The organism is Qipengyuania sp. B-5 (genome assembly GCF_056857815.1).
Map to the genome: position 1 here is coordinate 77,530 of NZ_JBSXNU010000051.1, position 24,672 is coordinate 102,201.

The following is a 24,672-nucleotide window of genomic DNA, read 5'->3' on the forward strand; positions in this document are numbered from 1 at the left end:
GAGCAAGCGAGTCAAGCGTTGGCCGCCTTATCGTCGTCAGGTTGCGTCTCGCCCCTCCATTCTCCCTTCCAATCAGGAGAACATTTCGCCGATATGGGTGAGCCGGAAGGTGGGATGAGACGCGGCTTCGGCCGAATTCAAGACTGACAATCGGGGGTGCGGCATGATCGATTCACTGCTATCGGCGCCGCCGTGATCGACCATCGCCCCATCCGTATCGCCGCGCTCTATCATTTCACGCGGTTCGAGGATCCCTCTGCCCTGCGCGAGGAGCTGCTCGACTGCGCCGAAAGGAATGGCGTTCGTGGTACGCTGCTGCTGGCGAACGAGGGCATCAACGGCACGATTGCGGGTAGCGATGCAGGGATCGGGGAAGTTCTCGACCATATTCGAACATTGCCCGGTTGCGACAATCTCGAATGGAAGGAATCACGCGCTGCCGAGATGCCCTTTCATCGCACCAAGGTGCGTCTGAAACGGGAGATCGTGACCATGGGCCAGCCCGATCTGGACCCACTGCAAGGTGTCGGCACCTATGTCGATCCGCAAGACTGGAACACGCTGATTTCGGATCCCGGCACCATCCTGATCGACACGCGCAATGATTACGAAGTTGCGATCGGTACTTTTGAGGGCGCCATCGATCCGGCGACCAAAAGCTTCCGTGAATTTCCCGAATGGTTTCGCGCGCGCAGGGCCGACTTCGAGGCCGAAGGGCGCAAACCGAAAATCGCAATGTTCTGCACCGGCGGCATCCGCTGCGAAAAATCGACCGCTTTCTTGAAATCGGAAGGTCTGGACGAGGTCTATCACCTCAAGGGCGGCATCCTGAAATATCTGGAAGAAGTGCCCGAAGCCCAAAGCCGCTGGCAGGGTGAATGCTTCGTGTTCGACGAGCGCGTGAGTGTAAAACATGGTCTCGAGGTGGGGTCACACAGCCTGTGCCGCGCCTGCCGCCGTCCGCTGAACGAGACAGACCTTGCGCATGAGCACTATGTCGAGGGTGTTTCCTGTCATCGATGCTATCCGGAGCGCAGCGAAGAGCAACGCGCTCGATATGCGGAACGTCAGCGCCAGGCGAAGCTGGCCGAGGCTCGCGGCGAGGAGCATGTCGGACGCAAGACAGACGATGGGTAAGGCGGTACTCTACTCCTTCAGGCGCTGCCCCTACGCAATGCGTGCCCGAATGGCGCTGGCAGTTAGTGGGGCTGAGTATGAACACCGCGAAGTCGTGTTGCGCGACAAGCCTCCGCAGATGCTCGAAGCATCGCCTAAAGGAACCGTGCCGGTATTCGTGACAGCAGAAGGCGACGTCCTGGAAGAAAGTATCGACATCATGCGCTGGGCTCTCAATCGATGTGATCCCGAAGGCTGGCTGGACCGCGATGATCCCGAATTGGTCACGGCAAATGACGGACCTTTCAAGCACCATCTCGATCGGTACAAATATTCCACGCGGTACCACGAGGTCGATCCGGAGGAACATGGCTCGGCAGCCGTGAGGCACCTGCGGGTTCTCGACGATCGCCTTGCGGATTCGCCCTACCTTTGCGGCGAGAGGCGCGGTTTCGCCGACATCGCCATATTCCCGTTCGTTCGCCAGTTCGCGAATGCCGACCGGGATTGGTTCGATGCGCAAGACTTGCCCAAGGTGCGGCATTGGCTCGACGGACTGGTAAGTTCGGAACTGTTTGCCGGTATCATGGCCAAGCACGACCGGTGGGTTGCCGATTAAAGCCCGATGGGCGTGCCATCCTTAAGAATGTGGGAACAACCCAGACGCACCGCATCATCCTCTTCATCGATGGCCGCGACGGTTCTCCATCCTTCGCTGCGCAGGCGTGCGGCGGCGTCTCGATCATGTCCCAGCGGCAGGAACACTGTTTCACGGCTCTTTTCTGAACCGGTACCGAGCGTTTCGAGCAAGGGCTCCATATACAGGGAAAAGCCGGTGGCCGCCTCCTCGCTACCCTTGATGGCATAGGTCCCGCCCCGGCCCAGTGCTGCCCGCGCGCCCCTCGCATGCAAAGTGAATCCGAACCAGCTCTGATATTCGAATCCATGCCGCTCGGAAGGATCGAGCGTCAGGCGCGCACGGCTTCCTAGCGTATCGGCTACGTTACGCAAACCTGAAATCCGCGTGGCAAGTGCACCGCCCGCATCGAGTGCGGCCAGCTTTTCTATCGCCTCGTCGAAGGGGCCAGTAGCATAGAGCAAGGGGAGATAATCCGCGCCGCCTGCCGCCTTGAGCGCGCCAGCGTCTTTCATGTCGAGTTCGCGCCGAACCGCCTCGCGCTTGTCTGCGTCGAGCGGCAGCGCCTTGTCCGCCAGCGTATCGACGAGATCCGGAAGCGTGAAGTCGACCGAAAGGCCGGTAACGCCCGCAGCCTCCAGCGCATCGAGCGCCACTATCACCGCCTCGATCGCCGCAGCGACATTGTCGCTCCCGATCAATTCGGCACCCAGTTGCAGCCGCTGGCGAGCCGGATCGAGTTGGTCCGCCCTCAAAAGCGCCACATCCCCCGCATAGCAAAGCCTGAGCGGGCGCGGCGCATCAGCGAGCCCGGTCGCAGCGATCCGCCCGACCTGAACCGTCATGTCCGCTCGCAAGGCCAGGGTGCGCAGGCTTTCCGGATCGGTGAAACGGACCATGCGGCGTGTCGCCACACCTTCCATCCGGCCAGCCAGAGAGCGCTCGAACTCTATCAAGGGCGGGCGAACGCGGTCATATCCATGACTGTCCATCACCCGGAGGATTTCGCGCATCGCACGCGTGATGATGGCCGAACGCCCGGGAAGCGCGTCTTCGAGGCCGATGGGCAGGAGATCGTCGAGCTGGTTCATTGCGCGGCGTCCCCTGCCCTATCGCGGATCAGAATTCCAGCGGCATGACGGTCTTTACGCCTTCGAGGGCGCAGGCTTTCTTGACCACGCCGTCCGGGATCGGCTGGTCGACGCTGAGCAGTAGGATGGCTTCGCCGCCCGCAGACCGTCGGCCAAGGTTGAAGGTGCCGATGTTGATGCCGTTCTCGCCAAGCAACGATCCGATACGGCCGATGAAACCCGGCGCGTCTTCGTTGACGATATAGAGCATGTGCCCATCGAGTTCGGCCTCGATCCGGACGCCGAAGATTTCGGTCAGGCGCGGTGCGTCGGAACCGAACAGCGTGCCTGCCACAGATCGGTCACCTGCGTCGGTACCCACGGTTACCCGGAGCAGAGTATTGTAGGCGCCTTCTTTCTCGTGGCGGATCGAACGGATATCGAGCCCCCTTTCCTTGGCGAGGTAGGGCGCGTTGACCATGTTCACCGTGTCCGAATATTGGCGCATCAGCCCCGCCAGGACTGCGCCTTCGATGGGCTTTCCAGAAAGCTCGGCCGCTGCACCTTCCCGCTCGATACTGATCTTGGTGAGGTTGCCGTGGGCCAATTGCCCCACGAGGCTGCCGAGGTTTTCGGCAAGTTTCATGTAGGGGCGCAGCTTTGGTGCCTCCTCTGCCGACAGGCTCGGCATATTGAGCGCGTTTGTAACCCCGCCATTGACGAGATAGTCGGCCAGCTGTTCGGCCACCTGCAGCGCGACATTGACCTGCGCTTCGGTGGTGCTGGCGCCGAGGTGCGGCGTGCAGATGAAATTGGGCTTGCCGAACAGCGGGCTGTCTTTTGCCGGTTCGGTCTGGAACACGTCGAGTGCCGCGCCTGCAACCTGTCCGCTATCGAGCGCCTCGGCGAGAGCTTCCTCGTCGATCAACCCGCCGCGCGCACAATTGACGATGCGCACGCCCCGCTTGGTCTTGGCAAGGTTTTCCTTCGAGAGAATGTTGCGCGTTTCGTCGGTCAAAGGCGTGTGAAGCGTGATGAAATCGGCACGCGCGAGCAGCGTGTCGAGATCGACCTTCTCCACACCGATCTCCAGCGCGCGTTCCGCAGTCAGGAAGGGATCGAAAGCGACTACCTTCATTTTCAGTCCCTGAGCACGGGCCGCGACGATAGAGCCGATATTGCCCGCGCCGATCAGGCCAAGCGTCTTCCCGGTAACTTCCACGCCCATGAAATCGTTCTTCGGCCATTCGCCAGCTTGCGTACGGCGGTCGGCGGCGGGAATCTGCCGGGCGAGCGCCATGATCATGGCGATTGCATGTTCGGCAGTCGTGATCGAATTGCCGAACGGCGTGTTCATCACCACCACGCCCTTGCCGCTGGCATAGGGAATGTCGACATTGTCCACGCCTATGCCGGCACGGCCGATGACCTTGAGATTGGTCGCCGCGTCGAGAATTTCGGCGGTGACCTTGGTGGCGCTGCGAATGGCGAGACCATCGTATTCGCCGATCACGGCCTTCAGTTCATCAGGTGTCATGCCCGGCTTCACATCGACGTCGCAGCCCCGCTCTTCGAAGATGCGCGCTGCGTTCGGGTCCATCTTATCGCTGATGAGGACTTTGGGTTTGGTCATTGGATTACTCCGGAACTCTGAAAACCGTTCGCCCTGAGCCTGTCGAAGTGTCGCACTTCACTTTTGGGGGATCGCTTAAGAAGAACGACAGGGCTTCGACAGGTTCAGCCTGAACGGGAAAATTGTTTACGGGGCGCGTTAGCCGTTCTTGACCTGCTCGTAGGCCCACTCGATCCATGGCAGGAGACGCTTCAAGTCCTCCTGCTCGACCGTGCCGCCGCACCAGATGCGCAGAGACGGCGGGGCATCGCGATAGCCGTTGAAATCGTAGCCGACATCGCGCTCTTCGAGCAGCTTGACGATCTTCTTCGGAACGCCTGCCTTTTCCTCGTTGGACAGGCTGTCGTACCAATCACCCTGGAAGACGAAACACACGCCGGTGTTCGTCTGCTTGGCCGGGTCGGAGACCATGTTGCGCAGCCACGGCGTCGCCTCGATCCAGTCCTTGACCAACTTGGCATTGGCATCGGCGCGTTCGAACATGGCCTTGCGTCCACCCATCGCCTGCGCCCATTCGAGCGCGTCGATGTAATCTTCCGTCGCCAGCATGGAGGGCGTGTTGATCGTGGCGCCCTCGAAAATGCCGGTATTGATCTTTCCTCCCTTCTTCAGGCGGAATAGCTTGGGCAGCGGCCATTCGGGGTCGTATTCCTCGATCCGGTTCACCGCCTTGGGGCTAAGGATCAGCATGCCGTGCTGGGCTTCGCTGCCCATCACCTTCTGCCAGCTGTAGGTCGTGGCATCGAGCTTGGCCCAGTCCATCTCCATCGCGAAGACGGCGCTGGTCGCATCGTTGATCGTCACGCCTTCACGGCCCGGAGCAAGCCAGTCGGTGTTCGGGATCTTCGCGCCCGAGGTCGTGCCATTCCAGGTGAAGACGACATCATTGTCCTGCGGAATCGAGGCGAGATCGGGAATTTCGCCATAATCGGCGTCGAGCGTGGTCAATTTCGGCAGCTTGAGCTGCTTAACCGCGTCCTGGATCCAGACATTGCCGAAGCTTTCCCATGCCGCAACGGTGGCCGGGCGATCGGGGCGCAGCATCGTCCACATCGCGCATTCCAGCGCGCCGGTGTCCGAGGCCGGCATGATGCCGACGAGGTAATCCTCGGGCACGCCGAGCATCTCTTTCGACAGGTCGATGGCGTATTTCAGCCGCGACTTGCCAAGAGCGCTGCGATGCGAGCGTCCGAGCGATTCGGTTTTGAGATTTGCGGCAGACCAGCCCTTGTGCTTGGCGGTCGGACCCGACGAAAAAAATGGGCGCTCGGGTTTGAGCGTCGGTTCGGCAGTCATGTATTCTCTCCTTCCAGAGAGCTCGCGCGGCGTTGGGACCGCGTGGCCCGCCGGCGGCAATAAAGTTGCCCGGGTTCAAGTCAATGCGAAATAGGTATGCGCCGCCCAAGCGGATGTTCGTGGGATTGGTCCGTGAAACGCGCTCTCGTTCCGGAGCGGCGCGCAGAGTGCAAGAGGGCGATAACCTCAGCCATCACAACGAAGTGCTCTGCCCACTCGCCAAACGCCGCGCCTTTTCCTATGGCCGCGCGCGATGGATGTTACCGATCTTCGCATCGCGCTTTTCAGCGGGAACTACAATTATACCCGTGACGGTGCGAATCAGGCGCTCAATCGCCTTGCGGATTACCTGCTCAGGCAGGGAGCGGCGCTGAGGGTCTATTCTCCTGTCGTGGAGAAACCCGACTTCAAAGCGACCGGCGATCTCGTGGGCGTGCCCAATGTGCGCATGCCGGTAAAGGGACGCGGCGAATATCGCCTTCCTCTGGGACTTGACGAGAAAGCCCGCCGCGATCTTGCGGAATTCACGCCGAACCTGATTCACATTGCCTCACCGGATCCCACCGGCCACGCAGCGCTCAAATGGGCCCGCAAGCAGGACGTGCCAGTCCTCGCCAGCGTGCATACCCGGTTCGAAACCTATCCGCGATATTACGGCCTCGCGTTCCTCGAACCAGCCGTGGAGGCATTGCTCCGCCGCTTCTACAATCGCTGCGATGCGCTGGTCGCACCTTCGCAAAGCCAGATCGACGAGCTGAAATCGCAAGGCATGCATCACGACATCGCGATCTGGTCCCGCGGCGTCGACCGCGAGGTTTTCGACCCTTCCAGACGTGACATGGAATGGCGCCGCGCCAACGGGCTGGACGACGACGATGTCGCCATCGTATTTCTGGGACGCTTGGTGATGGAGAAGGGTCTCGACGTATTCGCCGATGCCATCGTCGAACTTCGCAAGCGGCAGGTACCGCATAAAGTGCTCGTGATCGGCGACGGGCCGGCTCGCAGCTGGTTCGAGAAAGCTCTACCGGGAGGAACCTTCGTCGGGTTCCAGACGGGAAGGAACCTCGGACGTGCGCTCGCCAGCGGAGACATCTTCTTCAATCCCTCGATCACCGAAACATTCGGCAATGTTACTCTGGAAGCGATGGCTTGCGGGTTGCCGGTCGTAGCTGCTGGGGCAACTGGCGCCGCCAGCCTGGTCAAGGATGGAAAAACAGGGCGACTCGTTCCGCCGAGCAAGACGGATGCCTTTTCAAAAGGTTGTGCAGAGGCCCTTGCCCCCTATTGCACCGACGATGCCTTGCGCCTGGCCCATGGTAGGGCAGGCGAAATAGCCGCGCGCGCCTATAGCTGGGACGCGATCAACCAGGCGGTGGTCGACACCTATCTAAGGTTGCTCGGCCAACGCTCGGCCGCCCGCTAGATCAGCGCAACACGCCTTCCGATCTCATTCGGAACGCATACCAGGTCAGGAACAGAGTGGTGGCCCAGATAGCGATCGGCAGGCCGAGACCGGCCATATCGGCGGGGAGTTCGGTCAGCATCCGCTGGTAGATCGTGGTGCCGACGAGGCCTACCAGAGCGACCAGCATCGCGGTTACGGCATGACGCGAACGTAGCAGGATCAGGATCGAACCGGCCAGCGCGCCCCATACACCCAAAGCCCATAGGGCATCTGCCCAAGCGGGAAATTCGGTGACGTAGGCGATCGCCTCGTCTGACATCCCGTAGCCTTCGAGCATGCCGAGCTGCGTGCTCGTATAACTCCAGCAGCCGACCGCGTTCCACAGCAGCGTGAGGATCCCCACTACCCACAAGTGCCACGGCGTTTTGGTTTCCACGTTCATTTCGCAAGCCTCCCCATCAACCCGCATTACGGAAAAGCTATAGTCCATTGTTCGGCGATGGCAAAATGCCGAAACACACCCTAAGTCGCTTCACCATGGCCGACCTATTCGCCAACGATCCGCCCCAGACACCACGCACAGAAATTCTGCGCGAGGATGCGCCACTCGCCGACCGGCTCAGACCCACCAGCCTCGACGAAGTTATCGGGCAGGATCACCTAACCGGCCCGGATGGCGCGATCGGACGCATGGTCGCTGCGGGCCGCCTGTCGAGCATGATCCTGTGGGGTCCCCCCGGCACAGGCAAGACCACCATCGCACGGCTGTTGGCAGACAGCGTAGGAATGCGCTTCGAAAGCGTGTCTGCCGTCTTCAGCGGAGTAGCCGATCTGAAGAAGGCCTTCGCAGCTGCGGACAAGGCCGCCGAAGCGGGCCAGCGCACTTTGCTGTTCGTGGACGAAATCCACCGCTTCAACCGGGCCCAGCAGGACGGTTTCCTGCCGTTTGTCGAGCGCGGAACGGTAACGCTGGTCGGTGCGACTACCGAGAACCCTAGCTTCGCGCTCAACGCCGCACTTCTCAGCCGCGCGCAGGTGCTAATTCTACAGAGGCTGGACCGCAAGGCATTGGGGCATTTGCTTGGACGGGCCGAGGAGCTCGAAGGGCCCCTCCCCCTCACCGCCGAGGCCCGCGATGCGTTGATTGCCAGCGCCGACGGTGACGGTCGCTTCCTGCTCAACCAGGCCGAAACGCTGTACAATGCCAAGATCGAGGAGCAGCTCGATCCCGCCGCGCTCGGCAAGTTCCTGCAACGGCGCGTGGCGGTCTATGACAAGGACCGCGAGGGGCATTACAACCTCATCTCCGCCTTGCACAAAGCTGTCCGGGGAAGCGACGTGCAGGCCAGTCTCTATTACCTCGCGCGCATGCTTACTGCAGGTGAAGAACCGCGCTTTCTGGCACGCCGGCTCGTCCGTATGGCGGTGGAAGACATCGGCATGGCCGATCCTCAGGCGCTGGTCCAATGCATGGCGGCCAAGGACGCTTATGAATTCCTGGGCAGCCCCGAGGGAGAACTCGCCCTGGTCCAGGCCTGCACCTATCTCGCCACGGCGCCCAAATCCAACGCGGTCTACAAGGCGCAGAAAGCGTCTTACAAGTCCGCGAAGGAAACGGGCAGCCTGATGCCGCCGCAAAATATCCTCAATGCGCCCACCAAGCTGATGAAGGATATCGGCTACGGCTCGGGCTACAGATACGATCACGATGCCGAGGATGGATTTTCCGGTCATAATTACTGGCCCGACGAAATGGAGCCTCAACGCTATTACGAACCGGTCGAACGCGGTTTCGAGTGCGAAGTGACGAAGCGGTTGGAATATTGGGACAAGCTTCGGCGCGAACGTGGATAGCCGCTTTCGCCATTTCATCGCCATCGACTGGTCTGGTGCAAAGGGCCCGCGGCAAAAGGGTATTGCTCTGGCCATCGCCGATGCCGAAGGTGGGCCGCCAGTTCTGGCGGAGCATGTCTGGTCTCGCGAGGATGTGCTCTTTGTCCTGCGCGAGCGGCTTCCAGCCGATACGCTGGTCGGACTCGATCTCGGGATCGCTTTGCCGCATGCCGATTGCGGAGCCTACTTCCCCGGCTGGGACCACTCTCCCCCAGACGGACCTTCGCTTTGGGCGCTCATCGATCACATTGCAGGTGAAGAAGCGAATCTGGGCGCCAATGCCTTTGTCGCTCACCCGGACTTGCGCCCTTATTTTCGGGATGGGGCCGAAACCGGTTCTCGTTTCGGTTGCGATGGCGCCAGTCATGGTCGTGGCCGTTTCCGCGTTACCGAGCAGGCACAGGCGGCAATGGCCTGCAAACCCTATTCGAACTTCAATCTCGTGGGCGCGGCACAAGTGGGCAAGTCGAGCCTGACAGGGATGCGGATGCTCCACCGGCTCCGCGGTCACCTCCCCGTCTGGCCGGTCGATCCGCTACCGCCGAAGGGTTCCGTACTGGTCGAAATCTATACCAGCCTTGCTGCCCTGGAGGCTGGAAGACGCCCGTCCAGCGCGAAGATGCGAAGCTACGATGAATTGAACGAGGCGCTGGCAGTACTCGGCTCGCCGCCCGTTTCCGGCACCGGCCCGGTCGACGATCACGCCACCGACGCGCTGCTCACCGCTGCGTGGTTGCGCCGGGTTGCGTACGAGCCGCACCGATGGAATCCGCCCGGACTCACCGGCGATATCGCGCGCACAGAAGGGTGGACCTTCGGCGCGCTCTAAGGCTCGGTCCATTGCCCGCTGAAGATCGACCAGCCGGTCTTGAGCGCGATCGAAGCCAAGGCCTTGGCACCCAGAAGGCTGGTTCCCGCCCGGTTCAGTCCGGGAGACCATACCGCGATGGCGGCCCTGCCCGGTACGCTGGCGAGAATCCCGCCGCCGACTCCGGATTTTCCCGGAAACCCAACCTCGAAAGCGAATTGTCCCGAATTGTCGTAATGTCCGCACATGAGCATCAGCGCATTGATGCGGCGCGCACGGCTTGCGCTGCACATTCGCTGGCCTGTGACGGGATCGGTCCCGTCGACCGCTAGGAAAAGAGCGCTTTCCGCCAGTTGACGACAGCTCATCGAAAGAGCGCACTGGCGGAAATATACCGAGAGAACGTCTTCAACCGGATTAACGAGACGACCGAAATCAGCGAGGAACCAGGCAAGACTGCGATTCCGCGACCCGGTCTCGCTTTCGCTTCGCGCCACTTCCGGATCGAAGGAGATCGTGTCGTCTCGCCCCATTCGCCGCAAGCGGCCAAGCAGGTCCTCCACTGCCTCGTCCGGCGTACGGGTGTCGATGAAACGATCGGTGGTAACGATGGCGCCCGAGTTGATGAAGGGATTGCGCGGAATGCCTTTTTCCCGCTCCAGCTGGACGATCGAATTGAAGGCATCCCCGGATGGCTCCCGGCCCACCACGTCCCACAGCGCCGCTCCTTGTCGCTCCAGCGCCAAAGCCAGCGCGAAAACCTTGGAGATGGACTGGATCGAAAAGGCTTCGTCGGCATCCCCGGCGCAAAAGACCTCGCCCTCTTTGGTGGCAAGCGCGATGCCGAATTTCTTGGGATCGACCGACGCAAGCGCCGGGATATATCGGGCAGGATTACCGCTGCCCCGCTCGTCGGCCAGTTCTTCCCATGTTTGCGTAACGATTGCGCCCAGGTCCATGGCATGGCCGATAGGCGTGCGTGCGATGTGACGCAATCGGACTGGACGCGAGAATGATTTTGCGCCAGAGGCGCGCCCTGCTTTGCGATGTGCCGGCTTAGCTCAGTTGGTAGAGCAGTTGATTTGTAATCATCAGGTCAGGGGTTCGACTCCTCTAGCCGGCACCACGCGCACCAGCCTCCGCTGAATTTGCATCCCTTGGCCGCTTCCCTATGAATGGGGAATGGCTTCGAAAACTGACAATGACATGGCACCACCACTGGTGGAACTGCCCATAATCACCCACGACCGTGGATTTTACGATGGGTTCAGCCGCGCGGTAACCATCCCTTCGAAGATCATTGTTTCGTTGCTGATCATGTGGGCGATCTTCTTCCCCGTCAGTGCCAATGCAACCTTGTCAGCTGCCAATTCCAGCATAATCTCAAGTTTTTCAGGCTGGTACGTCTATCTGGTCGCTGCACTGATGGCCGTCTGCTTCCTTCTTGCCCTCTGGCCGAGTGCAGGCCGGCTCAAGATCGGCACGGAAGACGAGGCGCCCGAATTCAACCGCTTCTCCTGGTTTGCAATGTTATTCGGTGCCGGGATCGGCATCGGTATGCTGACCTATTCGACCGGGGAACCGCTAGCGCATTTCACCAACAATCCCGAGATCATCCGCGGTTCTATCGAAGCCCAGTCCGCGGAGGCGGTACGTCCGGCCTATATCTATACCTTCCTCCATTGGGGTTTCGCCGCATGGGGCAGCTATGCGCTCGTGGGGCTGGCGATCGGCTACGTCGCCTATCGGCGAAACCTGCCTCTGACCATTCGTTCGGCGCTTGCCCCGCTGTTCGGGCTTCGCTTGTCCGGTCTGTCCGGCCATCTGATCGACATCGTCGCGGTGGTGGCAACGATACTGGGTGTGGCGGTGACGATGGGTCTCGGCGTTGAGCAATTCATTGCCGGACTCGCCAGGCTTGGTCTGGGGGACTGGCTACTCGACACCGATGGATCGTCTTCCGCGGCGGCAGTAGTTGTGGCTCTGGTAATCCTTGTAGGGGCCTCGACATTGAGTGCCCTTTCGGGAGTCGGCCGCGGGATCAAGTGGCTGTCGAACCTGAATCTGGGGCTGTCTTTCGCACTTCTTGCACTTTTCGCCATCGTTGGCTCGGGAATGTTGGCTCTGAAACTCCTGGGTGTGGGCTTATGGGACTATTTCCGGACACTGATACCGAATTCCCTGACCCTGTTTTCGGGCGGCAGCGAGACCGGCGATGCGCTGGTTCAGTGGCAACTCGACTGGTCGGTCTTCTATTGGGCCTGGTGGATCGCATTCGCACCGTTTGTGGGCATGTTTATCGCCCGTATTTCTCGTGGGAGAACGATCCGCGAGTATGTTCTCGGGGTGGTACTGGTTCCCTCGTTGATGTGCTTCCTCTGGATGGTGCTGGCCGGAGGCACGGCCATCGACCTCGAGCTAAGCGGAGCCGCCGGTGGCGCTATCGTGAACTCCGGCATTTCGGACCAGCTATTCGCGACGCTGTCCGTGCTTCTGTCCCCTCCGGTTTTCTCGGTCGTGTCGGGTCTCGTCGTGATCCTTTTGATGACCTACCTTATCACCTCGACAGATAGTGCCATACTGATCGTCAACACGATCAACGGTGCAGGTGAAACCGAGGGTCAGCGCCGCCGTCATATCCTGTTCTGGGGTGTGGCTCTGGCGTTTGTTGTCGGTTCGATGCTGATTCTCGGCGGGATCGACGCCATCCGGATAACGATGATCATCGGGGCCCTGCCCTTCTCGTTCGTCGTTGCCCTGATGGCTGTATCGATCGTGAAGGCGGTCGTGTTCGACCTGAGGCGGGAGCGCCATGGCGTGCCCACCACTGCCGCCGACTGCGCCGAATGGACCGGGGCGAAATAGTCGCAGCCCGGGCAGGATATTCCGGCCGGTTCTTCACAACTCCCCGTTCAGGCCAACCGCGCGCCATCGGGCACATCGCCCGGAGAAGCGAGTACGATCCTGCCTTCCTCATCCGGAAAGCCGAGTACCAAGACTTCCGACATGAAAGGTCCGATCTGGCGCGCCGGGAAGTTGACCACGGCCATCACCTTTCGCCCGACCAGAGTCTCGCAAGAGTAATGTTCGGTGATCTGAGCAGAGCTCTTCTTCATGCCGATTTCGCCGCCGAAGTCGACGAGCAGCTTGATGGCGGGCTTGCGCGCTTCCGGGAAAGGGTCTGCTCGAACAACCGTGCCGCTGCGGATATCCACCTTGAGGAAATCGTCGAACGTAATCTGATCCATTCGCGATGATTAGAAGCGCATATCGGTTTTGTCGAATGGCAGACACGGGTTGAAGCCGGAGCATTGCAGGAATACGGGCTAGGCGATGCTTTCCCCCGCCTTCCCCGCGCGCACCTTGTTGCTGGCGATCTTCGTGCTGATGGCGGGAAGCGGGTTTCTTTCGACGCTGATTGCGATCCGGCTTGAACTGGCAGGGGCTTCGGCACTCCTTATCGGATTGGTGGCGACGAGCTATTTCGGCGGTTTGATGGTCGGGTCTCTCCGGGTGGAGGGGGTAATCGCCCGTATCGGGCATATCCGGGCATTCGCAGCGTTCGTGACCGTGTATTCCGCCACCAGCCTGTCTTATGCCATTCTGGATTATCCCGGCATATGGATCGTCCTGCGGTTCCTCGATGGGTTCGTGATGGCAGGAGTGTTCGTCTGCCTTGAGAGCTGGCTGAACCAGCAGGCAAGCCCCCAGAACCGAAGCACGGCTTTGGCGGCGTATATGATCGCGCTCTATAGCGGGCAGGCGTCAGGACAATTCCTGCTCAACCTGGGTGACAGGTCTCCCGACCTGCCTTTCATGGTTTCGGCAATACTCCTGTCGATCGCCTTGCTGCCCGTACTGCTCACCCGGATGGAACAGCCGAAGATCGAAGCCATCACCCCCTTTTCGATCCGCCGACTTTACAGGGTTTCGCCACTGGGCATTGTCGGCACGCTGATGAACGGAGCAATGCTGGGGGCGTTCTACGCGCTCGGCGCGGTGTATATCCAGCGCATCGGCATGGAGCTTTCACAGGTCGCGCTGTTCACCTTCTGCGTAATCGCAGGGGGCGTAGTCCTGCAGTATCCGCTCGGCATCCTGTCCGACCGTTTCGACCGGCGGCTGGTGGTAATCGCATGCTTTCTCACAGTCGCGGCGATCTGTGCCCCTCTCAGCCTGTTTGTCCTGCCTGCGGCGGGCACCATCGCTTTGGGGAGCCTTTTCGGCGGCTTTGCCTTCGCCCTCTACCCTCTCTGTGTCGCGCATTCTAACGACCATCTGGACGAACAGGAACGGGTGGGGGCGAGCAGCGGGCTGGTCCTGACCTATTCGGCTGGCGCGATCGCGGGACCTCTGCTCGGGTCTGCAGGCATGGGCATTCTAGGCCCCTCGGGGCTTTTCGCAGTGCTCGGGAGCCTTGCCTTGATCGGCGGTATTTTCGGGATCTGGCGTAGCTTCGCCAGCGATTCGGTCCCCGCAGAAGAGCAACAAGCCTTTCAGAGCCTGCCACGCACGACTCCCATGGCGTCCGTTCTGGAAGGGGAGGACAGCAGATAGCTTCCGACGGGCCTGCATCTTGGACAGAGCCCGGTCGACAGTCTTCACGCCATTAAAAAGGCCGCCCATTTGGACGGCCTTTCGGTATCATAATCAAGCTATCATGCAGCGGCGGCAGTATCGTCGGCCTTCTCGGTCCTGGCTGTGGTCTTAGGCACCGTTTTCTTACGCTCATTCTTGTCGAACATCTTCTTGGCAACATAGCCACCGACGCCCAGTGCCAGCATCGCAGGCAGGCTCATTCGGCGGAGTGCCGTTGCAGCAATTACGCCCAATGCCGCACCGCCGGGGCCTCCGATACCACTGGTCTTCTTGGCGAGCTTGTCGCCCGCATATGCTCCGATAATCTTGCCGATCATGTAGATTCTCCTTTGGTCAATCAACGGCGTTGACCGGCAAGCGTTCCTGCCCCGATCAGCCCTCGATCCCCGTGCGAAGAAAGCGGTTTGCGATCTCGGCAACCTCTCCCGGTCCCGGGTCTCCGTCACGGCGCCAGATTGCATAACGAAGTCCGAGGAACACGTTCATTCCCATGAGCGACCACGCCTCGATCTCGCCCAGGTCGCTGCGCATTGCCCTACTCTCTGCGCCCCTCCGCAAGCGCTCGAGAATGCGTGTGCCGACCGTCTCATAGTGGCTACGGTAACTGTCCGGATCCACGAACTCGGCCTCGTCGATGATCCGATAGACCTCCTTGTGTTCGCCCGCGAATTGAAGGAACGCCTCCAGCGCAGCGCGTTCGATCTCGAGCGCCTGCATATCGGGATGGATCGCTTCGCGCGCCGCAAATTTCACGGCCTCGCTCATGTCCGCGACCAAGGCGCGGAAGATTTCGTCCTTGCTGTCGAAATAGGTGTAGAAGGTTCCAAGCGCCACACCTGCACGCCGCGTTATCGAACTGATCGACGCTTCGTGAAAACCGTGATCACCGAATTCGCCAGCCGCCGCATCCAGCAATTTACGCAGCGTCTTGCGCCCTCGCTCGGTTCGCGGCGCCTTGTGATCTTCCGTCGCGCTTGCAGCCATTTCCGTCCCTCCAGCCTCTCTTGGCTAGGCACCACAGGCGTCTCTTGCAAGAAGAAACTTGAAAGGTGGTTCAGTTTTCAATATTGGTAGGTGAAAGAGATATATTTGGGAGGGAATCAATGAGAACTCACAGCATACGGCTCGGCGCAGCACTTCTTGCGGGAACCGCAGCGGCAGCTTGGGCAGCACCTGCCGCCGCACAGTCCGCGCAGGATATTGAATCGGAAACGGTGTTGAGCGAGGACGCCTCGCAAGCCGATGACGACGGCATCATCGTAGTGACGGCTCGGCGCCGTACAGAGCGCATTACCGATGTTCCGATCGCGGTAACAGCGCTCTCCGGCGAAGAGCTTAGCCGGGGCGGCACACTTGAACTGACCGAGATTGCAGACGAGGTGCCCAACCTGACGCTGGAAGTCAGCCGCGGCACCAACACTACGCTCACCGCCTTCATCCGCGGTGTCGGCCAGCAGGATCCTGTCGCCGGATTCGAAGCGGGCGTCGGACTTTATGTCGACGACGTATATCTGAACCGGCCACAGGCTGCCGTTCTCGATGTATATGACGTCGAACGCATCGAAGTGCTTCGCGGACCGCAGGGCACACTCTACGGTCGCAATACCATCGGCGGCGCAATCAAATATGTGACGGCGAGGCTCCCAGACGAAGCGCAGGTAAAGATCCGTGGGACCTACGGTTCCTACGATCAGGCCGATCTTGTTGTCTCTGCATCAACGCCGGTAAGCGAAAGTTTGCGCATCGGTGCGAGCGGCGCACGCCTCTCCCGCGGAGGTTTTGGCGAAAACCTCAATCTCGGCACTGAAAACTACAACAAGGACGTTTGGGCGGCACGCGGAACGATTGAGTTCGATAGCGGCCCGCTGTTCGTGCGCCTTTCGGGCGACTACGTTAAGGATAACAGCGAAGCGCGCCAGGGTGGACGTCTCTTGCCGGGCGCGTTTTCCGGCGCGCCTGTGCTCGATAATCCGTATGACACCCGCGCGGGCTTGAACGTGGTCGACCAGGAGGTCGAAGCTTATGGCGGTGCGCTCCAGATTGCCTACGAACTCAGCGATACGCTGACGATAAAGTCGATCACGGGCTACCGCGAGGATGCCTCGACCAGCCCAATCGATTTCGACAGTCTGCCAGCGGCCGATCTGGACGTTCCGGCAATTTACGAGAACGATCAGTTCAGCCAGGAATTGCAACTCTTGGTCGAAGGTGATCGCCTCTCCGGTGTACTCGGCGCCTATTACTTGGACGCCAACGCATTCACGGCGTTCGACGTCGCTCTGTTCACGACTGGAGATCTTCTCAGCCTCCCGGGACTCAATGCCCAGACGCTCGGTGATGTTAAGACGGAAACCTATTCGGTATTCGGAGACTTCACTTATGACCTGACCGACCAGCTCAGTATTTCACTGGGTGGCCGCTACACCTGGGATGAAAGAAACAGCCGCATCTTGCGCACCACCTTTATCGGCGGCTTTTCGGATCTTTTCGATGGAGAGGGTGTGCCCATCGTCGTTACCAGCGACTTCGAGGGGAGCGCGAGCTTCAAGGAATTCACGCCTCGCGCTTCGATCGCATTCAAACCGAATATCGATCAGACGATCTACCTTTCTTATTCGAAGGGCTTCAAGGGTGGTGGATTCGACCCGCGTGGCCAGACGAGCGCCGCCCCCGATATTGATGAAGACGGTGATGTCGATTTCGATGACCAGTATGAATTTCTGAGCTTTGAACCCGAAACAGTCGACAGTTACGAACTGGGCTGGAAAGCAAGCCTGCTCGATAATCGTCTGAACATCGCACTCGCAGGCTTTATAGGCCAGTACAAGGACGTCCAGATCCCAGGCTCCATCGGCTTCGACAGTGACGGCGACGGGGTCAACGACAGCTTTATCGGCGTCACCACCAACGCGGCAAGCGCTGACATCAACGGAATCGAGTTCGAAGGAAATGCACTTGTCGGGCGTGATTTTGCAGGCCCCGGCAGCCGTCTGACATTCAACTGGTCGCTCGGTTACCTCGATGCAGGCTTCAACGAATACATCGACAATTTCGGAAACGACGTTGCCGACCAACGCGTCATTCAGAACACTCCTGAATTCACGGTCCACAGCGGTTTTGACATTGGCATCCCCGTGGGCGGCGGCATCATCGACTTCCTCGGCTCGATCACGATGCGTTCGGACACCAGCCAGTTCGAGCTGCCCGGACCGCTTGACCAAGATGGCTATGAACTGATCGACCTCGGCCTGGTCTATACCGATGATAGCGATCGCTTTTCTATCGGGGTCCATGCAAAGAACATCTTCGACGAACGCTATATCGTCTCGGGATACGACTTCGTGACTGGTACAGTCCTAGGCCTCGAAGGCAACCTGACTGCCTTCTACGGCGACCCTCGCCGCGTTTTTGTTACCGGGGAAGTCAAGTTCTGAAAATTTGATCAACTCCGCGTGAGAGGCGGCGGCCGGGCAACCGGTTCGCCGCCTTCATTCTATCCCGCGGCGATCGCCGGAAGCGTCGTTCCGAGGCCACCTTCCGCAGGGATGCCATAGGTCCTCGCATATTCTCCCAGCCGTTCGTAGACCTCGCCTTCTCCAAGGCCGAATTCCTCGAGCGAATAGGAATGCGGGACACGCTTCGATTCCGCTGTCCGCGCGATATAGGCTTCCATTCCCGGCAACGCCGGTGCGATGTCGAGATCGAGAAAGCGATAGATACGCTCCATCGATGATCGCCAGTTATTGTCCATGTCATCGTATTGAACGTCGATCATCCGCTCCGCCGGTATGCTTTCGCGGGCGCTGCGCATACGTTCGATCATCAGTTCTGTCTTGCGCAGCCACTCGCGTCCATGCGGCTGCGGCATGACATCGTCGGAGTAGATAATGGTCTGGTTCCATGCGAGCGATGCCGCACTCCCCACCACGGATTTCGGATCGCGATGGGTGAAGATCAGCCGCGCATCGGGAAAGACCTCAAGCAGGGCGGGCAGGTCCAGCATGTGTTGCGGGGTCTTGAGTATCCATGGCCGGAGCGAGCTTTCCTGCTGAGACCATCCGATCAGGCGCAGGAGATTGGCCATGTGACGATAGGCAGGTACGGCGCTCTCCTGCTCGCACCAGCGGGTATAGGTGGGCACGCGCCATTGCGCTTCGAATTTCATGCCGTAGAAGCTGGCAGCGATCAGCCCCAGCTCCTCTTCGGGTTCGAAGGGCCCGGTCGGATGGATCGATAGCGTGCGTGGATTGGCCAGCCGCGCAACCTTCAGGATCCGCCTGGCGAGGATGGGACGAAAATCCTCCTTCTCGCCTGCCATGACCTCTTCGAAGTCGGGGCGCGGTACCGGGCTGATCGTCTCGAAACTTCGCAGATGGGCAAATCGCCGGTCGGCCGACATAAGCCGGTGGAGCCGCGTAGTGCCCGAGCGCATCGGCCCCACTATCACTACCGGATTCCTGATCGGACGAGCGAGGATTTCAGGATGCCGCTTGTACCACATCTCTGCATACAGCCGATCGCGCAGCAGGTGGTGGAACTGCTGCATCGCCGAAAAGTCGCCAGCCGCGTTCAAGTGGGCTTCGGCGCGCACGGAATCGAGCAGCATGTCGAGTGGCCGCGTGAACCATTCGTCCCCGAAATCGTCGAGGCCGTATGCATCCGCAACCTCGCCCATCAGATCGTCGCGGCTCCATCTGGCATTCTGCACCAGACCGAACTTTCGGCCGATCCTGATGCCCGCCTCGACCATATCGATGAAACGGCTGCGTCGCGGAGGTACGTAATTTTGGCTTTGCAAGTCTCTCGGCCTCGTCTTCTGATCGGCGGTCGGGAGGAACGCCATAGACAGACAAACCGTCTGCAATCCAATCGGTGCCAGACCTTTTCTGCACTGGAAATGAAGCCCGGCAGTCGGCATAGCGCCAGCCCATGCACGATATCGCTTTCATCCGGACCAACCCCGAAGCCTTCGATGCCGCCATGAAGAAGCGCGGCGCGGACCCTGTCGCCGATCGTATCATCGCCCTCGATGCCAAGAAGCGCGAGGCCCAGACTCGCGTCCAGGAAGCGCAAAGCCGTCGCAACGAAGCCTCCAAGGCGATCGGCCAGGCCATGGGCCAGGGTGACAAGGACAAGGCGGAAGCACTCAAGGCAGAGGTTTCCGAAATCAAGGCGAGCATGCCGCAATGGGAAGAGGCCGAGCATGCGGCCGGCACCGAGCTCGAAGACTTGCTCGCCCGCCTGCCCAACATACCTGCAGAAGACGTGCCAGAGGGTGCGGACGAAACCGATAATGTCGAGGTTTCAAGTTGGGGCGAAAAGCGCAACTTCGACTTCGAGCCGAAGGAGCACGCTGATCTGGGCCCCGCGCTCGGAATGGATTTCGAAACCGGGGCGAAACTGTCCGGTGCGCGGTTCACCTTCCTGCGCGGCGACATTGCCCACCTCCACCGTGCCCTCGCCCAGTTCATGCTCGACACGCAGACGCGCAAGCACGGCTATACCGAATGCAATCCGCCGGTGCTCGTCAACGATGCCGCGATGTATGGCACCGACAAGCTGCCGAAATTCGCAGAGGACAGTTTCAGGACCACCGACGACCGCTGGCTGGTCCCCACTTCGGAAGTCAGCCTGACCGCTTCGGTGGCCGATCAGATCCTGGGCGACCTCGCCGAACCGATCCGGCTTACAGCCCATACGCTCTGTTTCCGCAGCGAGGCGGGCGCAGCCGGACGCGATACGCGCGGGTTCATCCGCCAGCACCAGTTCGAGAAGGTGGAACTGGTCAGCATCTGCCGCCCCGACGACAGCGCCGCCGAGCACGAGCGCATGGTTCGATGCGCTGAACACATACTTGAAGCGCTTCATTTACCTTATCGCCGAGTGTTTCTTTGCACCGGAGACATGGGATTCGGCGCGCGCAAGACCTTCGATCTCGAAGTCTGGCTCCCGGGCCAGGGGGCCTATCGCGAAATCTCCTCCTGCTCGAATACCGGCGATTTCCAGGCTCGCCGCATGAATGCGCGCTACCGTCCCGAAGGCGAAAAGAAGACCCGTTTCGTCCACACCCTCAACGGATCGGGCCTCGCCGTAGGCCGCACCTTGGTCGCGGTGATGGAGAATTACCAGAACGAGGATGGCAGCGTCACCGTCCCGCAATGCCTTGCTACCTATATGGGCGGGATCGAAAAGCTGGAGCCCGCGGCGTGAAAATCCTCCTGACGAATGACGACGGCGTCCACGCACCTGGTCTGGAAGTTCTGGAAGCGATAGCGCGCCAATTCTCGGACGATATCTGGATCTGTGCCCCGGACGAGGAACAGTCCGGAATGGGCCACGCGCTCACCCTCACACGCCCGGTCCGCCTGCGAAAGCATGGCGAGAGGCGCTTTTCGGTTACCGGTACGCCTACCGATTCCGTAACCATGGGCCTCAGGCAGGTCATGGACGGCCTGCCCGACGTGATCCTTTCCGGCGTCAACCGAGGGGCCAACCTAGGTGACGACATTACGTACTCGGGTACGGTTTCCGCTGCGATCGAAGGCGCACTCGCGGGAATCCGGTCGATCGCGCTAAGCCAGGTGATCGGACGCGAAGACGCGGGCGACGACATGTCTTTTGCCGCAGCGCAGGAGTGGGGCGCGAAAGTACTGGCCCCCCTGCTTGATACCCCCTTGCCGGAACGCACGCTGGTCAATGTGAACTTCCCTCCACGCGCACCCGCAGATGTGAAGGGCATTCGCGCAGTCTCGCAGGGCTTCCACGATTATTCGCGCGGCACGGTCGTGGAAGGCCGCGATCCTCGTGGGTTCCGCTATTTCTGGTTCGGCTTGCAGGCCATCGAACACACACCCGACCATGGGACCGATCTGGAAGCGATTGCAGACGGTTACGTCTCGGTCACCCCGTTACAGCTCGATCTGACGCATCACTCCTCTCTGGAAGCGCTCGGGCAGCGTTTCCAGAGGTGATTGCTATTGACCGCATCCATGTGCTCGCGCACCTAGGCGCCGGATGAGCGAGAGAAAGCAACTCGACCGTATTACTCCGGGTGGCAGGACTAACCGGGTATATCGTGGCCCACGATTCCAGCCGCTGCGTCGTGCGACGAGAATTCCTGTCTGGGGCGATCTGGGAATCCGGTTGGGGCTGGCGCTATTCCTGATATTCGTGGTGGTCATGATCCACTGGTGGGATCGGGAAGGCCTGGTCGACAATCTCGACGGTGAGGTCAGCTTCCTCGACGTCATCTACTTCACCATGATATCCATCACCACGACCGGCTTTGGCGATATCGCGCCCATTTCGGACCGCGCGCGGCTGGTGGAAGCTGTCATCGTGACACCGGTACGTTTCGCCGTCCTCTTCATTTTCGTGGGCACGGCCTACAACTTCCTTATCAAACGAAGCTGGGAGAAATTCCGCATGGCCAGAATCCAGGAACAACTCAGCAACCATATCGTCGTGCTGGGCTATGGAATTTCCGGCAGCGAGGCTGTCGCCGAGTTGATCGAACGCGGCACCGATCCAAGCACGATCGTCGTGATCGATCCTAGCGAGGAGAGGCTTCACGCCGCAGAATCCCTTGGCTGCAACGTTATGGCCGCCGATGCCACGCGTGACGAGACGCTTAAGGCAGTTCGCATCAGTGAGGCCCAGAACGTACTCATCTCCGCCGGCCGCGACGATACCACGATCCTGATAACGCTAACCGTCCGTGCCCTTGCCCCGCATGTTCCGATCAGCGTGGTAGTACGCGCGGACGACAATGAATCGCTTGCCCGTCAGGCAGGTGCGAACAACGTCATCAATCCTGTACGTTTCACAGGCCTGTTGCTCGCCGGCAGCGCCAAGGGCGAACATATCGCCGAATATCTAGCGGATCTCGCCAGCATTTCCGGCCGCGTACAACTGGTCGAACGCAAGGTGACAGAGGAAGAAGTCGGCTGTGCGATCAGCGAATTGCGCACCGGCGGTAGAGGGCTGCGCGTCTACCGCGACGGGCGCGCGATTGGGTTCTGGGAAGAAGAGTGCGAAAATCTGCAGGCCGGCGATATCATCGTCGAAATCATCGCGACCCCGAATGGCGAAAGCCGGGGTGACGGACACATCAAGGATGATGTCCTGCGCCAAGGCGGCTGAGCGATCTCTCACCTCATTAGAGCGTGCACCACTCCCATGACGGTATAGAAAATCAGCCAATAGCCTGCGTCGATCAAATAAAGCGGTCGCTTTGCCCCCTGAAACAGATAATTCGTCCACAAAGCGGGAACGATAAACCCGAGAGCCACGCCAAAAGCAGTGAGAATTTTGACAAAGTCGCTGAGATCAATGGCGTAGCTCGCGAAGGTATGCGCCAGAGTCCAACTCGCCAGTAATGCGAGCAGGAAAGTGAAGCCATAGATCTTGGCAGGATTGATGTTTTTGAGATCGTCTTCCGTCTTGCCTACGGCCAACATCCAGCGTTTGCCCATGACAGGGCCATACCAGATACCGCCGACCAGAAATCCGCCAAGCGCCGCCAAGACGACCGCCAACCAGTTCACATCAAGAAGATTCATTTCCCTCTCCTCCCAGGCAACCCGTGCTGGTGCTAGCGCAAAGCGGCGAAGCCGTGTAGGGCCGCGCCCGATTCACGGACATAGCTATGAACACCTTTACCACCTCGATCCCCGACCAGAAAAAGGTCGGAATGGTTTCCCTCGGCTGCCCGAAGGCACTGGTGGACAGCGAACGCATTCTGACCCGCCTCCGCGCTGACGGCTATGCGATGAGCCCCGATTATGCCGGTGCTGACGTCGTATTGGTGAATACGTGCGGCTTCCTCGACAGTGCGAAGGAAGAGAGCCTGCAAGCTATCAGCGAGGCCATCGCTGAAAATGGCCGGGTAATCGTGACGGGTTGTATGGGTGAGGAAGCCGATGCGATCCGCGCCGCGCATCCGCAGGTACTGGCAGTGACCGGCGCGCACCAGTACGAACAGGTTGTAGAAGCGGTGCATCAATATGCCCCGCCTACCCAGGGACCTTTCATAGACTTGATACCCCAGCCCGACGTGAAGTTGACGCCGCGCCATTACAGCTATCTGAAGATTTCCGAAGGCTGCAATCATTCCTGCGCTTTCTGCATCATTCCGGACCTGCGTGGGAAGCTCGCCAGCCGCCGGATCGATGCAGTGCTACGCGAAGCGGAAAAGCTGGTCGAGGCCGGCACCAAGGAACTGCTGGTGATCAGCCAGGATACGAGCGCCTATGGCGTCGATACGCGTCATGAGAGCCGTCAGTGGAAGGGCCAGGATGTTCGGGCCCATATGACCGATCTTGCGCGGGAGCTTGGGCAATTAGACATTGGCGGAGGCACCCCGCCATGGGTGCGCCTGCATTACGTCTATCCCTATCCCCATGTCGATGCAGTCATTCCGCTGATGGCGGAAGGTCTGCTGACGCCCTATCTCGACATTCCCTTCCAACACGCTAGCCCCAAGGTCTTGCGATCGATGAAGCGGCCGGCGAACGAGGCCAAGGTCCTGGAACGGCTGAAATCATGGCGTGAAATATGCCCCCATATCGCCATACGTTCGAGCTTCGTGGTCGGATTCCCCGGCGAAACCGAGGAAGATTTCCGGTATCTGCTCGATTGGCTGGAGGAAGCGCAACTCGATCGCGTAGGCGCTTTTCGCTTCGAACCGGTGGAAGGGGCGCAGGCCAACTCTCTCCCCGACCCCGTTCCCGAAGAGGTCAAAGAAGAGCGTTACGCGCGTATTATGGAGGTTACCGAACGGATCAGTGCCGCCAAGTTAGCCGCCAAGGTAGGAAAGATCCTGCCCGTAATCATCGACGAAGTAGGCGAACCGGATGAGGATGGCGATATCGGAGCCACGGGCCGCAGCGAAGCCGATGCACCCGAAATCGACGGCGCAGTCTATCTACGTAATGTTCCGAAAACGATAGCTCCTGGAGATATCGTGAACGTCGAAGTTGAGGACGCCGATGCCCACGATCTTTTCGGGGCGATTTACGGAAAATAGCTATTCACAGACGTTCCGAACCGACCATTAAGGAAATGGCACACGTGGTAAGGATTTGTTTAAAATAGGAAAACTGCGACAGAATCGAATGTTTTCGATTATCTGGAGCCGCGATTCTTAACCTGTTTTGCTGCTACGGCTTTAACCACCGGAAAGCGTGGATTCTCGTCGGTTGGTGAAAAAAG

The 24,672-nt window shown here is 59.9% G+C and carries 22 protein-coding genes and 1 tRNA gene; 13 read left to right on the plus strand and 10 right to left on the minus strand.

The genetic code is table 11. The annotated features are described in order from the left end of the window. Positions 1-192: 192 nt before the first annotated feature. Together trhO and AC13CE_RS10785 are read left to right on the plus strand one after the other, a co-directional pair. A complete protein-coding gene (gene trhO / locus AC13CE_RS10780; protein WP_482972372.1) occupies positions 193-1,137 on the plus strand; it encodes an oxygen-dependent tRNA uridine(34) hydroxylase TrhO in 945 nt (314 codons plus the stop codon). Next, a complete protein-coding gene (locus AC13CE_RS10785) occupies positions 1,109-1,735 on the plus strand; it encodes a glutathione S-transferase (RefSeq protein WP_482972373.1) in 627 nt (208 codons plus the stop codon). Before trhO ends, AC13CE_RS10785 begins: the two co-directional genes overlap by 29 nt. Here the strand turns inward: AC13CE_RS10785 and AC13CE_RS10790 are convergent. The 3 genes from AC13CE_RS10790 to AC13CE_RS10800 all read right to left on the minus strand — a co-directional run bounded on the left by AC13CE_RS10790 (position 1,732) and on the right by AC13CE_RS10800 (position 5,752). Further along, on the minus strand, positions 1,732-2,844 hold the full coding sequence (locus AC13CE_RS10790; protein WP_482972374.1) for an ATP phosphoribosyltransferase regulatory subunit: 1,113 nt from the start codon (positions 2,842-2,844) through the stop codon (positions 1,732-1,734). The genes AC13CE_RS10785 and AC13CE_RS10790 overlap by 4 nt on opposite strands. A gap of 28 nt (positions 2,845-2,872) precedes the next feature. Further along, positions 2,873-4,456: a phosphoglycerate dehydrogenase gene (gene serA, locus AC13CE_RS10795; RefSeq protein ID WP_482972375.1), complete on the minus strand. Its 1,584-nt coding sequence runs from the start codon at positions 4,454-4,456 to the stop codon at positions 2,873-2,875. Between the two features lie 138 nt (positions 4,457-4,594). Further along, positions 4,595-5,752: a phosphoserine transaminase gene (locus AC13CE_RS10800; protein WP_482972376.1), complete on the minus strand. Its 1,158-nt coding sequence runs from the start codon at positions 5,750-5,752 to the stop codon at positions 4,595-4,597. Positions 5,753-6,005: 253 nt separating this feature from the next. On the opposite strand from AC13CE_RS10800, the gene AC13CE_RS10805 reads away from it, so the two are divergent. Then, positions 6,006-7,178 carry a glycosyltransferase family 4 protein gene (locus tag AC13CE_RS10805; RefSeq protein WP_482972377.1) on the plus strand — a complete coding sequence of 391 codons (1,173 nt, stop codon included), beginning with the start codon at positions 6,006-6,008 and terminating at the stop codon, positions 7,176-7,178. 1 nt (position 7,179) lies between these two features. Here AC13CE_RS10805 and AC13CE_RS10810 read toward each other — a convergent pair whose 3' ends face one another. After that, the gene (locus AC13CE_RS10810; protein ID WP_221537809.1) at positions 7,180-7,602 is read right to left on the minus strand and encodes a hypothetical protein; all 423 of its coding nucleotides are present in this window, start codon (positions 7,600-7,602) and stop codon (positions 7,180-7,182) included. 95 nt (positions 7,603-7,697) lie between these two features. Between AC13CE_RS10810 and AC13CE_RS10815 the strand changes: the two genes are divergently transcribed. Both AC13CE_RS10815 and AC13CE_RS10820 read left to right on the plus strand, forming a co-directional pair. Beyond that, positions 7,698-9,014, plus strand: coding sequence for a replication-associated recombination protein A (locus AC13CE_RS10815; protein WP_482972378.1), 1,317 nt, complete (start codon positions 7,698-7,700; stop codon positions 9,012-9,014). Continuing rightward, complete coding sequence (locus tag AC13CE_RS10820; protein WP_482972379.1) at positions 9,007-9,882, plus strand: DUF2267 domain-containing protein; 876 nt, start codon at positions 9,007-9,009, stop codon at positions 9,880-9,882. Before AC13CE_RS10815 ends, AC13CE_RS10820 begins: the two co-directional genes overlap by 8 nt. Here AC13CE_RS10820 and AC13CE_RS10825 read toward each other — a convergent pair. Beyond that, positions 9,879-10,820, minus strand: a complete 942-nt coding sequence (locus tag AC13CE_RS10825) for a glutaminase (protein WP_482972380.1) — start codon at positions 10,818-10,820, stop codon at positions 9,879-9,881. The two genes, AC13CE_RS10820 and AC13CE_RS10825, sit on opposite strands and share 4 nt — an antisense overlap. Before the next feature lie 91 nt (positions 10,821-10,911). Here AC13CE_RS10825 and AC13CE_RS10830 point away from each other — a divergent pair. Both AC13CE_RS10830 and AC13CE_RS10835 read left to right on the plus strand, forming a co-directional pair. Then, positions 10,912-10,987 (plus strand) — tRNA-Thr (locus tag AC13CE_RS10830). Positions 10,988-11,043: 56 nt separating this feature from the next. Next, positions 11,044-12,726: a BCCT family transporter gene (locus AC13CE_RS10835; protein WP_221537813.1), complete on the plus strand. Its 1,683-nt coding sequence runs from the start codon at positions 11,044-11,046 to the stop codon at positions 12,724-12,726. Positions 12,727-12,773: 47 nt separating this feature from the next. On the opposite strand, the gene AC13CE_RS10840 is transcribed toward AC13CE_RS10835, so the two are convergent. Then, positions 12,774-13,109: a tRNA-binding protein gene (locus tag AC13CE_RS10840; RefSeq protein ID WP_221537814.1), complete on the minus strand. Its 336-nt coding sequence runs from the start codon at positions 13,107-13,109 to the stop codon at positions 12,774-12,776. An 85-nt stretch (positions 13,110-13,194) separates the two neighbouring features. On the opposite strand from AC13CE_RS10840, the gene AC13CE_RS10845 reads away from it, so the two are divergent. Beyond that, the gene (locus AC13CE_RS10845; protein ID WP_482972381.1) at positions 13,195-14,418 is read left to right on the plus strand and encodes an MFS transporter; all 1,224 of its coding nucleotides are present in this window, start codon (positions 13,195-13,197) and stop codon (positions 14,416-14,418) included. A 101-nt stretch (positions 14,419-14,519) separates the two neighbouring features. Here the strand turns inward: AC13CE_RS10845 and AC13CE_RS10850 are convergent, their stop codons facing one another. Beyond that, complete coding sequence (locus AC13CE_RS10850) at positions 14,520-14,777, minus strand: hypothetical protein (protein WP_482972382.1); 258 nt, start codon at positions 14,775-14,777, stop codon at positions 14,520-14,522. A gap of 55 nt (positions 14,778-14,832) precedes the next feature. After that, entirely contained in the window at positions 14,833-15,444 is a 612-nt protein-coding gene (locus AC13CE_RS10855) for a TetR/AcrR family transcriptional regulator (RefSeq protein ID WP_482972383.1), read from the minus strand. Between the two features lie 119 nt (positions 15,445-15,563). On the opposite strand from AC13CE_RS10855, the gene AC13CE_RS10860 reads away from it, so the two are divergent. After that, a complete protein-coding gene (locus AC13CE_RS10860; RefSeq protein ID WP_482972384.1) occupies positions 15,564-17,894 on the plus strand; it encodes a TonB-dependent receptor in 2,331 nt (776 codons plus the stop codon). Positions 17,895-17,953: 59 nt separating this feature from the next. Here AC13CE_RS10860 and AC13CE_RS10865 read toward each other — a convergent pair whose 3' ends face one another. Then, positions 17,954-19,303 (minus strand): sulfotransferase family protein, encoded by a 1,350-nt coding sequence (locus AC13CE_RS10865; protein ID WP_482972385.1) that lies wholly within the window; start codon positions 19,301-19,303, stop codon positions 17,954-17,956. Positions 19,304-19,389: 86 nt separating this feature from the next. Between AC13CE_RS10865 and serS the strand changes: the two genes are divergently transcribed. From serS to AC13CE_RS10880, 3 genes are read left to right on the plus strand one after another with little or no spacing between them, the layout of a single operon-like run. Then, positions 19,390-20,670, plus strand: coding sequence for a serine--tRNA ligase (gene serS / locus AC13CE_RS10870; RefSeq protein WP_482972386.1), 1,281 nt, complete (start codon positions 19,390-19,392; stop codon positions 20,668-20,670). Next, positions 20,667-21,431, plus strand: coding sequence for a 5'/3'-nucleotidase SurE (gene surE / locus AC13CE_RS10875; protein ID WP_482972387.1), 765 nt, complete (start codon positions 20,667-20,669; stop codon positions 21,429-21,431). Before serS ends, surE begins: the two co-directional genes overlap by 4 nt. A 43-nt stretch (positions 21,432-21,474) precedes the next feature. After that, complete coding sequence (locus tag AC13CE_RS10880) at positions 21,475-22,602, plus strand: potassium channel family protein (protein ID WP_482972388.1); 1,128 nt, start codon at positions 21,475-21,477, stop codon at positions 22,600-22,602. An 8-nt stretch (positions 22,603-22,610) separates the two neighbouring features. Here the strand turns inward: AC13CE_RS10880 and AC13CE_RS10885 are convergent, their stop codons facing one another. Next, positions 22,611-23,021, minus strand: a complete 411-nt coding sequence (locus AC13CE_RS10885; RefSeq protein WP_482972389.1) for a DUF1761 domain-containing protein — start codon at positions 23,019-23,021, stop codon at positions 22,611-22,613. An 86-nt stretch (positions 23,022-23,107) separates the two neighbouring features. Here AC13CE_RS10885 and rimO point away from each other — a divergent pair, with 86 nt between their 5' ends. Further along, complete coding sequence (gene rimO, locus AC13CE_RS10890; RefSeq protein ID WP_482972390.1) at positions 23,108-24,487, plus strand: 30S ribosomal protein S12 methylthiotransferase RimO; 1,380 nt, start codon at positions 23,108-23,110, stop codon at positions 24,485-24,487. Positions 24,488-24,672 lie beyond the last annotated feature (185 nt).